General features: G+C 69.5%; 10 protein-coding genes and 1 riboswitch. Of the genes, 8 read left to right on the forward strand and 2 right to left on the reverse strand.

What is annotated here, in order from left to right:
* From ENN83_RS14775 to dxs, 5 genes are all read left to right on the forward strand, one after another.
* Positions 1-443: winged helix-turn-helix domain-containing protein (locus tag ENN83_RS14775; protein ID WP_287188264.1), on the forward strand; the 443-nt coding region annotated here is incomplete at its 5' end.
* A 39-nt stretch (positions 444-482) separates the two neighbouring features.
* A complete protein-coding gene (locus ENN83_RS14780) occupies positions 483-1,418 on the forward strand; it encodes a histone deacetylase family protein (protein ID WP_287188266.1) in 936 nt (311 codons plus the stop codon).
* Complete coding sequence (locus tag ENN83_RS14785; protein WP_132693354.1) at positions 1,415-1,657, forward strand: exodeoxyribonuclease VII small subunit; 243 nt, start codon at positions 1,415-1,417, stop codon at positions 1,655-1,657. Before ENN83_RS14780 ends, ENN83_RS14785 begins: the two co-directional genes overlap by 4 nt.
* Positions 1,657-2,526: a polyprenyl synthetase family protein gene (locus tag ENN83_RS14790; protein ID WP_287188268.1), complete on the forward strand. Its 870-nt coding sequence runs from the start codon at positions 1,657-1,659 to the stop codon at positions 2,524-2,526. The genes ENN83_RS14785 and ENN83_RS14790 overlap by 1 nt, the downstream gene beginning before the upstream one ends.
* Before the next feature lie 26 nt (positions 2,527-2,552).
* The gene (dxs, locus tag ENN83_RS14795; protein WP_287188270.1) at positions 2,553-4,487 is read left to right on the forward strand and encodes a 1-deoxy-D-xylulose-5-phosphate synthase; all 1,935 of its coding nucleotides are present in this window, start codon (positions 2,553-2,555) and stop codon (positions 4,485-4,487) included.
* On the opposite strand, the gene aroC is transcribed toward dxs, so the two are convergent.
* The gene (gene aroC, locus ENN83_RS14800; RefSeq protein WP_287188272.1) at positions 4,484-5,587 is read right to left on the reverse strand and encodes a chorismate synthase; all 1,104 of its coding nucleotides are present in this window, start codon (positions 5,585-5,587) and stop codon (positions 4,484-4,486) included. The two genes, dxs and aroC, sit on opposite strands and share 4 nt — an antisense overlap.
* A gap of 93 nt (positions 5,588-5,680) precedes the next feature.
* Positions 5,681-5,788, forward strand: a riboswitch (TPP riboswitch).
* A gap of 38 nt (positions 5,789-5,826) precedes the next feature.
* On the opposite strand from aroC, the gene thiB reads away from it, so the two are divergent.
* From thiB to ENN83_RS14815, 3 genes are read left to right on the forward strand one after another with little or no spacing between them, the layout of a single operon-like run.
* Positions 5,827-6,816 carry a thiamine ABC transporter substrate binding subunit gene (gene thiB / locus ENN83_RS14805; protein WP_287188274.1) on the forward strand — a complete coding sequence of 330 codons (990 nt, stop codon included), beginning with the start codon at positions 5,827-5,829 and terminating at the stop codon, positions 6,814-6,816.
* Positions 6,792-8,363 (forward strand): thiamine/thiamine pyrophosphate ABC transporter permease ThiP, encoded by a 1,572-nt coding sequence (locus tag ENN83_RS14810; RefSeq protein WP_287188276.1) that lies wholly within the window; start codon positions 6,792-6,794, stop codon positions 8,361-8,363. Before thiB ends, ENN83_RS14810 begins: the two co-directional genes overlap by 25 nt.
* Entirely contained in the window at positions 8,350-9,042 is a 693-nt protein-coding gene (locus ENN83_RS14815; RefSeq protein ID WP_287188278.1) for an ATP-binding cassette domain-containing protein, read from the forward strand. The genes ENN83_RS14810 and ENN83_RS14815 overlap by 14 nt, the downstream gene beginning before the upstream one ends.
* 133 nt (positions 9,043-9,175) lie before the next feature.
* Here the strand turns inward: ENN83_RS14815 and ENN83_RS14820 are convergent.
* Positions 9,176-9,902, reverse strand: a 727-nt coding sequence (locus tag ENN83_RS14820) for a cytochrome c1 (protein ID WP_287188280.1), incomplete at its 5' end; no start/stop codon positions are given.

Raw genomic sequence — 9,902 nt, forward strand, 5'->3', positions numbered from 1 at the left:
AAACCTCGGACCGGATCGCGGGACTCGAGGCAGGCGCCGACGATTACCTGCCCAAGCCCTTCGAGCCCAGGGAACTTCTGCTCAGGATCAATGCCATCCTGCGCCGGGTGCCGCAGGTCAGCACCCCGGCCGATCTGCCCAAGGTCCTGCATCTGGGGCTGGTGCGCTATGACGTCGGCCGGGGCGAGTTGTGGACGGGCGACGAACGGGTGCGCCTGACCGCGACCGAGGCGCAATTGATGCGCATCTTTTCCGCCTGCCCCGGCGAGGCCGTCAGCCGCACCCGGCTGGTCGAGGAACTGGGCCGCGACGGCGACCAGGCCCAGGAACGCGCCGTCGATGTCCAGATCACCCGGCTCAGGCGCAAGATCGAGGCCGACCCGCGCCAGCCGCGCTATCTGCAGACGGTGCGGGGCGAAGGCTACATGCTGGCGCCCGATTGAGCCTTGCCGGGCCGCGCCCCGCCCCCTAGCCTTTGCGACATGACAACCGCGCTGATCACCCATCCCGACGCCCTGACCCATGTCACGCCGCCCGGCCATCCCGAACGCGTGGCCCGGATCGAGGCCGTGAACGAGGCACTGTCCGCGCCCGAATTCACCTTCCTGATCCGCGAAGCCGCGCCGCCGGCCGACGCATCGCAGGCGCTGCGCGGCCATCCGCAGGGCTATATCGACAAGCTCAGGGCAGCGGTGCCGGTCTCGGGCGAGGTGGCGATCGACCCCGACACATGGCTGTCGCCCGGGTCCTGGCAGGCGGCGCTGCGTGGCTTGGGCGGGTGCCTGCGGGCGGTGGACATGGTGCTGAGCGGCGAGGCCCGCAAGGCCTTCGTCGCGATGCGCCCGCCCGGCCACCATGCCGAGGCGCGGCGCGCGATGGGGTTCTGCCTGCTGTCCAATGCGGCGATCGCGGCGAAATACGCGCTGGACCATCACGGGCTGGCGCGGGTCGCGGTCATGGATTTCGACGTGCATCACGGCAACGGCACGCAGGACATCCTGTGGGACGAACCGCGCGCGCTGTTCGTCTCGACCCATCAGATGCCGCTTTACCCCGGCACCGGCGCGCCCGACAAACGCGGCGCGCATGACAACATCCTGAACGTGCCCCTGCCGCCCCATTCCGACGGCGCGCGGTTCCGGGCCGAGGTGGAAAGGCAGGTCCTGCCCCGGCTGGACGGGTTTGCACCCGATCTGCTGATCGTCTCGGCGGGGTTCGACGCGCACCGGGCCGATCCGCTGGCACAGCTAGACCTCGGGGCAGAGGATTTCGCCTGGATCACCGAGCGGCTCTGCGACATCGCCGACGCCCATTGCGGCGGCCGGGTGGTCTCGACACTGGAGGGCGGCTATGATCTGGATGCGCTGGCCGCGTCCGTCGCGGCGCATGTCAAGGGGCTGATGGAGCGGGGCGCATGACCGACAAGCCGGTGTCCGAGATGAGTTTCGAGGAGGCGATGGCCGCGCTGGAGGCGGCGGTCACGGCGCTGGAACGGGGCGACGTCCCGCTCGAAGAGTCGATCACGCTGTCGGAACAGGCCGCGACGCTGAAACGGCATTGCGAGAAGAAGCTGAAGGAAGCCGAGGAAAAGGTCGCCCAGATCACGCTGGACGGCAACGGCAATCCCACCGGCACCACCCCGGTCGAGGGGATGTGATGTTCCAGTCGCAACTGAAGGACGCCGCCGCCCTGATCGAGGCGCGGCTGATGCGGGCCTTGGCCGATGCCGCCGACCAGCCCGTGACGCACGCGATGCGCTATGCGGTGGCGGGCGGCAAGCGGCTGCGGGGCTTTCTGGTGATCGAGGGGGCGACGCTTTACGGCGTGTCGGCCGGTCAGGCCGTGCATGCCGCCGCCGCCATCGAGGCGATCCATGCCTATTCGCTGGTCCATGACGACATGCCCTGCATGGATGACGACGACCTGCGCCGGGGCCTGGCCACGGTGCATATCAAATGGGACGAGGGCACCGCGCTGCTGGTGGGCGATGCGTTGCAGACGCTGGCCTTCGGCCTGCTGGCCGATCCCGCCTGCCATCCCGCCCCGTCCGTGCGGATCGACCTCGTGGCCTCGCTGGCGCGGGCCGCGGGCATCGACGGCATGGTGCTGGGCCAGGCCCAGGACATCGCGGCGGAAACCGCAGGCCGGGCGCTGAACCTGGCCGAGATCACCGAGTTGCAGGCCAACAAGACCGGCGCGCTGATCCGCTGGTCGGCCGAGGCAGGCGCGCGGCTGGGCGGTGCCGATGTCGCGCCCTTGTCATCCTACGCGACCGCGCTGGGACTGGCTTTCCAGATCGCCGACGACATCCTCGATGTCGAGGGCGACGTGGAAAAGACCGGCAAGCGCGTGCAGAAGGATGCCGATGCGGGCAAGGCGACCTTCGTCTCGCTGCTGGGACTGGATGGCGCCCGGGCAAGGGCGCGCGATCTGGTGGACGAGGCCTGCGCCGCGCTGGACCCCTTCGGCCCAAGGGCCGATGTCTTGCGGGAAACCGCCCGCTTCGTTATTGCGCGCGACACCTGACCTACGCGCCCCAAAGGACCGATCGCTTGACCAACCGTCCCCATACGCCGCTGCTCGACCGCGTCACCAGCCCGACCGACCTCAAGGGCCTGTCCGATGCCGAACTGATCCAGCTGGCCGATGAATTGCGGCAGGAAACCGTTTCCGCAGTGTCCGAGACCGGCGGGCATCTGGGCGCGGGGCTGGGCGTTGTGGAACTGACAGTGGCGATCCACGCGGTGTTCGACACGCCGCGCGACCGGCTGATCTGGGATGTCAGCCACCAATGCTATCCGCACAAGATCCTGACCGGACGGCGCGACCGCATCCGCACCCTGCGCCAGAAGGACGGGCTGTCGGGCTTCTGCAAGATGAAGGAAAGCGACTACGATGCCTTCGGGGCGGGCCATTCCTCGACCTCGATCTCGGCCGCGCTGGGCTATGCGGTGTCGCGCGATCTGGCCAGCGCGCCCGAGGCAGGCGTGGGCGACGCCATCGCGGTGATCGGTGATGGGGCGCTGTCGGCGGGGATGGCCTACGAGGCGCTGAACCATGCCGGTTACCTCAAGATGCGGCTCTTCGTGATCCTGAACGACAACGAGATGTCCATCTCCCCCCCGGTGGGCGCGATGTCGACCTACCTCAACCGGCTTTACGCGGGCGCACCCTTCCAGGAGTTCAAGGCGCTGGCCAAGGGCGCGGTCGGCTTCCTGCCCCCGCCGTTCCAGGAAGGCGCGAAACGCGCCAAGGACCTGATCAAGCATGTCACCGTCGGCGGCACGCTGTTCGAGGAACTGGGGTTTTCCTATGTCGGCCCCGTCGATGGCCACGATCTGGACCAGCTTCTGCCGATTCTGCGCACGGTCAAGGCGCGCGCCACGGGGCCGATGCTGATCCATGTCATCACGAAAAAGGGCAAGGGCTACGCCCCCGCGGAAAACGCGCCCGATTGCGGGCATGGCGTCTCGAAATTCGACGTGGCGACCGGCGAACAGGTCAAGACGCCTGCCAACGCGCCCAGCTATACCAAGGTCTTCGCCAATGCCCTGATCGCCGAGGCGCGCGCCGATCGCAGGATCGTCGCCGTGACTGCCGCGATGCCGGACGGCACCGGGCTGAACCTCTTTGCCGAACGCTTTCCCGAGAGGTGCTTTGACGTGGGTATCGCGGAACAGCACGCGGTGACGTTCTGCGCGGGGCTGGCGGCGGGCGGGCAGAAACCCTTCTGCGCGATCTACTCGACCTTCCTGCAACGGGGCTATGACCAGATCGTGCATGACGTGGCAATCCAGCGGCTGCCCGTGCGCTTCGCCATCGACCGGGCGGGGCTTGTGGGGGCCGACGGGCCGACCCATGCCGGCGCCTATGACACCGCGTTTCTGGCGAACCTGCCCGGTTTCGTGGTGATGGCCGCCGCCGACGAGGCCGAACTTGTCCACATGGTCACCACCGCCGTGGCCCATGACGAAGGCCCGATTTCCTTCCGCTTTCCCCGCGGCGAGGGGGTGGGCGTCGAGCTGCCCGAAAAGGGCACACCGCTGGAGATCGGCAAGGGCCGCATCATCGCCGAGGGCAGCCGCGTGGCGCTGCTGAATTTCGGCGCGCGGCTGAAGGAGGTGCGCGAGGCGGCGCAGGCGCTCTCCGCCCATGGCATCCGCCCCACCATCGCGGATGCCCGCTTCGCCAAGCCGCTGGACGAGGACATGATCCTGCGCCTCGCGCGCGAGCACGAGGCCGTCATCACCATCGAGGAAGGCGCGCTGGGCGGCTTCGGAAGCCATGTCGCCCAGCTTTACGCCGAACGGGGCGTGTTCGACCGCGGGCTGAAATTCCGCGCGATGATGCTGCCCGACATCTTCATCGACCAGGCCAACCCGGCCGACATGTATGCGGTCGCCCGCCTGAACGCCCGCGATATCCAGGCCAGGGTGATCGAGGTTCTGGGCGCCTCCGGGGCGGCGATACGGCAGGCCGAGGCCTAACCGATAAGGCCACGCACCCCGCCGGTCTGGCCCCGGTCCAGCAGCAGGTGATCCAGGATCACGCAGGCCATCATCGCCTCGCCCACCGGCACGGCGCGGATGCCGACACAAGGATCATGGCGGCCCTTGGTGACGATCTGGGTTTCCTCGCCCGCCCGGGTGATCGTGCGCCGCGGCGTCAGGATCGACGAGGTCGGCTTGACGGCAAAGCGCACCACCACGTCCTGCCCGGTCGAGATGCCCCCCAGGATCCCGCCTGCATGGTTCGACGCATAGACCGGCTGGCCATCCGCGCCCGGCGTGATCTCGTCGGCATTCTCGACGCCGGTCAGCGCGGCCGCGGCCATGCCCGCGCCGATCTCGACGCCCTTGACGGCATTGATGCTCATCATCGCGGCGGCCAGATCGCTGTCGAGCTTGCCATAGACCGGCGCGCCCAGACCGGCGGGCACGCCCTGCGCCACCACCTCGACCACCGCACCGACGGAATTGCCCGACTTGCGCATCTCGTCCAGATAGGTGGCCCAGTCCTCGGCCGTCCGGGCATCGGGGCACCAGAACGGATTCGCCTCGATCTCCGCCCAGTCGAATCGTTCGCGGTCGATCAGATGCGGCCCCATCTGCACCATGTAGCCGGTGATCCGGATCCCGGGCGCCAGCACCCCCAGCACCGCGCGCGCCACGCCGCCCGCGGCCACCCGCGCCGCGGTTTCGCGCGCCGAGGACCGCCCCCCGCCACGCGGATCGCGGATGCCGTATTTCTGCCAATAGGTGATATCCGCGTGTCCCGGTCGGAACGCCTGGGCGATGTCGCCGTAATCCTTCGACCGCTGGTCGGTGTTGCGGATCATCAGCTGGATCGGCGTGCCGGTGGTCCGCCCCTCGAACATGCCCGACAGGATTTCCACCGCATCGGGTTCCTGGCGCTGGGTCGTGAACCGGTTCTGCCCCGGCCTGCGCCGGTCCAGCCAGTGCTGTAGCATCCCCTCGTCCAGCGCCACGCCCGGCGGGCAGCCATCGACGGTCGCTCCCAGCGCGGGCCCGTGGCTTTCGCCCCAGGTGGTGACGCGGAACAGGTGGCCGAAACTGTTCAGGCTCATGCGGGCTCTCCTTGTGGCGCGTCCGGCATAGCGGTCGGGCGCCGCCCCCTCAAGAGCTTTGCCTTGCGGGCCGGCCCACGGCGCGCTAGCGTCGGGTTCACCTCGGGGTGCCCCGTCATGGGGCTGAGATACGGAAAGACCCGCAAACCCGTCGAACCTGACCCGGTTAGAACCGGCGGAGGGAAGGTGACTGGACAACCTCCACCCTTGCCCGACCGCCCCGCAAACGGAGGATGACCATGCGACTGCCGCTCATCGCCGCGGGGATTCTGTGCGCCACGACCGCCGTGGCCGAGACCCCCGTGCTGACCGTCTATACCTATGACAGCTTCATCTCGGACTGGGGGCCCGGTCCGCAGATCAAAACCGCGTTCGAGGCCATCTGCGGCTGCGACCTTCGCTTTGTCGCGGCGGGCGATGGTGCGGCGCTGCTTGCACGGCTGCGGCTGGAGGGCGCGCGCAGCCCGGCCGACGTGGTGCTGGGGCTCGACACGAACCTGATCGCGGCGGCCGCCGAAACCGGCCTGTTCGCGCCGCACGGGATCGCGCCGCCCGCGCTGGATCTGCCCGTCGAATGGACCGACGCGACCTTCCTGCCCTATGACTGGGGCCATTTCGCCTTCGTCTACGACAAGACCCGCCTGCCCGAACCGCCCGACAGTTTCGAGGCGCTGATCGCCGCCGAGGATCTCAAGATCGTCATCCAGGATCCGCGCAGTTCCACCCCCGGCCTCGGCCTGCTGATGTGGGTCAAGGCCGCCCATGGCGACCGCGCGCCCCAGATCTGGACCGGGCTTGCCCCGCGCATCCTGACCGTGACCAAGGGCTGGTCGGAAAGCTACGGGATGTTCCTGGACGGCGAGGCCGACATGGTGCTCAGCTATACCACCTCGCCCGCCTATCACCTGATCGCCGAGGACGACGACAGCAAGGCCGCCGCGCCCTTTGCCGAAGGCCATTACCTTCAGGTCGAGGTCGCAGGCCGCGTCGCCTCCTCGGACCAGCCGGAACTGGCGCAGGATTTCCTGCGCTTCATGCTGTCGGATGCCTTCCAGTCGGTGATCGCGACGACCAACTGGATGTATCCGGCGGTAACGCCCGCGGCCGGGCTGCCCGAAGGCTTTCAGACCCTGTTCCGCCCCGAAACCTCGCTTCTGCTTTCCGCGGAAAAGGCCGCGGCGGTCCGCGATACGGCCCTGGCCGAATGGCGCGACGCGCTCAGCCGCTAGGACTCGCGCTGCCCGCGGGGCTGGCCGCGGCGGGCGCGATGCTGGGGCTGAGCCTCGGCACGCTGGCCGCGGTCGCCTGGCGGGCCGAGGGCGCCGCGACGCTCGGCCCCGCCGACTGGGCGGCGCTGCGCTTCACGCTGACCCAGGCGCTGCTGTCGGCGGCCCTGAGCGTGGCGCTTGCGGTGCCGGTGGCGCGCGCGCTGGCCCGGCGGCAATTCCCGGGCCGCGCGCTGCTGATCGCCCTGCTCGGCGCGCCCTTCATCCTGCCGGTGATCGTCGCGGTCATCGGGCTTCTGGCGGTGTTCGGGCGCAGCGGGCTGATCTCGCAGGCACTGGCGCCGCTGGGCCTTGGCCCCATCGACATCTACGGGCTGGGCGGCGTGGTGCTGGCGCATGTGTTCTTCAACCTCCCGCTGGCCACGCGGCTGATCCTGCAAGGCTGGCTTGCGATCCCGGCGGAACGGTTCCGGCTGGCAGCCTCGCTTGGCTTTTCCGCGCGCGATATGGCCCGGCTGCTGGAATGGCCGATGCTGCGCAGCGTGCTGCCCGGCGCCTTCCTCGTGATCTTCCTGATCTGCATGACCAGTTTCGCCGTGGCCCTGACGCTGGGCGGCGGGCCGCGGGCGACGACGGTGGAATTGGCGATCTACCAGGCGTTCCGGTTCGAATTCGACCTGGGCCGCGCCGCCCTGCTGTCGCTGATCCAGGTCGCGCTTTGCGCAGGTGCGGCCGCGCTGGCCTTCGCGGTGACGGTGCCGGGCGGGTTCGGCGCGGGGCTCGACCGGCCGCTGACGCGCCGGGATGCCGGGGGAACGGGGCTGCGGCTGCTGGACGGACTGTGGATCGGGCTAGCCGCGCTGTTCCTGCTGGTGCCGCTGGGAATGATCGTGGCGCGCGGGCTGACCGGCATCCTCGATCTGCCCCCCTCCGTCTGGCAGGCCGCAGGGCGCTCGCTGGCGGTGGCGCTGGGCTCGGCGGCGCTGACGCTGATTCTGGCCCTGCCGATGGCGCTGGCGGCGGTGCGGCTGGGCGGGGCGCCGGGGGCAGCATTGCAGGCAGCCGGGCTGATGACGATTGCCGCTTCGCCGCTGGTGATGGGCACGGGGCTGTTCATCCTGCTCTTTCCGCTGGCCGATCCGGTCGCGCTGGCCCTGCCGCTGACCGCGCTGGTCAACGCGGCGATGAGCCTGCCCTTCGCCCTGCGCGCCCTGACCCCCGCCGTGGCCGAAGCCGAGGCTGCCTTTGGCCGGCTTGCCGACAGCCTGGGCCTGCGCGGCACCGCCCGGCTGCGGCTGGTGCTGCTGCCCCGGCTGCGCCGACCCATCGGCTTCACGCTTGGCCTCGCGGCGGCGCTGTCCATGGGCGATCTCGGCGTCATCGCCCTGTTCGCCGATCCCGACCGGGCCACCCTGCCCTTGCAGCTTTACCGGCTCGTGGCCGCCTACCGGATGGAGGCGGCGGCGGGGGCGGCCCTTCTGCTGCTCGCGCTCAGCCTCGGACTGTTCTGGATCTTCGACCGCGGAGGGCGCATCCATGCTCAGGCTTGAGCGGCTGGAAATCCGGCAGGGCGCGTTCCGCCTCTCGGCGGATGTCACCGTCGAACCCGGCCGGATCGTCGCGCTGCTGGGGCCATCGGGTGCGGGAAAATCCACGCTTCTCGACGCGATCGCCGGGTTCCTTCCGCCCACATCGGGGCGGGTGCTGTGGAACGGTACCGATCTCGGCCCGCTGGCCCCGGGCGCGCGGCCGCTCTCGATGCTGTTTCAGGACAACAACCTCTTTCCCCACCTGACCGCCGCGCAGAATGTCGGTCTTGGCCTGCGCCCCGACCTGCGGCTCTCGGCCGATCAACGCGGCGCGGTCGACGCGGCCCTGGCCCGCGTCGGGCTGGAAGGTCTGGGCGCGCGCAAACCCGCCGAACTCTCGGGCGGCCAGCGCGGCCGGGTGGCGCTCGCGCGGATCCTGCTGCGCGGCCGCCCGCTGATGCTGCTCGACGAACCCTTCGCCGCACTCGGCCCCGCGCTCAAGACCGAGATGCTGGGGCTGGTCAGGGATCTCGCCCGTGAAACCGGCGCGACGGTCCTGCTGGTCACCCACGACCCCGCCGATGCCCGCGCCATCGCGGACGAGACCATGCTGGTCGCGGACGGCATCGCGCATCCCCCGCGCCCCACCGCGGCGCTCCTGGCCGACCCGCCCGCGGCGCTGCGCGCCTATCTGGGCTGAGCCTTCCCTTCTTCTGGCCCGAAATATCCTCGGGGGGTCCGGGGGGCAGACGGCCCCCCGGCCTCCGCCAGGGGGCAAGGCGTAACGAAAAACGCGCCCCTCGGGGCGCGTTTTCCTTCCGATCCGGACAGGATCAGACCTGTTTACTGGGCTTGTAGGGCGCCCAGAGACGCTTGTTCGCCAGGTAGAGCAGAACCGTCAGCACCGTAAGGAACATCACCGAGACGAAACCCGCCTGCTTGCGCGCCATCAGATGCGGCTCTGCCACCCACATCAGGAAGGCCGCGACGTCCTTCGCCTCCTGCTGCATGGTGGCTTCGGTGCCGTCGGCATAGAAGACGTCATCCCCATAGAGGGCCGGAGCCATGCCGCTCCAGTTGTCGGGGAAGACATGGTTGTAGTAGAAGACCGACCCCGCCTCTTCCTTCACGTCATCGGTGAAGGATTGCAGGTAGGTCGCGATGTATTCCGCGCCGCCCATGCCCTTGAAGAGCTGGTTGAGCCCGGTGCCATGCGGCCCGTGGAACCCGACGCGCGCCTTGGCCATCAGGCTCAGATCCGGCGCGTTGGGGTCCATCGATTCGGGGAAGTGGTCGATCGGCTTGGCCGGCCGCCAGTCTTCCAACTCCTCGTCGAACACCTCGAAGGCGCTCGCGTAGTCGCGCATCGCCTCGTCGCTCAGGCTGGGACCGCCCGGATCGGACAGCGTCCGGAAGGCCACCAGTTCCAGCCCGTGGCAGGCCGAGCAGATCTCGGTATAGATCTGCAGGCCGCGTTGCAGCTGGGCCTGGTCGTAGCGGCCGAAGGGACCCTCGAACGAGAAGTCGTAATCGGTCACATGGGCCCCGCCGCCGGCGGCG

It is taken from the genome of Rhodovulum sp. (assembly GCF_011048875.1).
In the GTDB taxonomy this organism is placed as follows: domain Bacteria; phylum Pseudomonadota; class Alphaproteobacteria; order Rhodobacterales; family Rhodobacteraceae; genus Rhodovulum; species Rhodovulum tesquicola.

What these genes read in the sequence shown, in the direction of transcription:
- thiB (WP_287188274.1), top strand. Translation starts at nt 5,827, where the DNA reads ATGCGACTGCCGCTCATCGCCGCGGGGATTCTGTGCGCCACGACCGCC.
- ENN83_RS14810 (WP_287188276.1), top strand. Translation starts at nt 6,792, where the DNA reads ATGGCGCGACGCGCTCAGCCGCTAGGACTCGCGCTGCCCGCGGGGCTG.
- ENN83_RS14790 (WP_287188268.1), top strand. Translation starts at nt 1,657, where the DNA reads ATGTTCCAGTCGCAACTGAAGGACGCCGCCGCCCTGATCGAGGCGCGG.
- aroC (WP_287188272.1), bottom strand. Translation starts at nt 5,587, where the DNA reads ATGAGCCTGAACAGTTTCGGCCACCTGTTCCGCGTCACCACCTGGGGC.
- ENN83_RS14785 (WP_132693354.1), top strand. Translation starts at nt 1,415, where the DNA reads ATGACCGACAAGCCGGTGTCCGAGATGAGTTTCGAGGAGGCGATGGCC.
- ENN83_RS14780 (WP_287188266.1), top strand. Translation starts at nt 483, where the DNA reads ATGACAACCGCGCTGATCACCCATCCCGACGCCCTGACCCATGTCACG.
- ENN83_RS14815 (WP_287188278.1), top strand. Translation starts at nt 8,350, where the DNA reads ATGCTCAGGCTTGAGCGGCTGGAAATCCGGCAGGGCGCGTTCCGCCTC.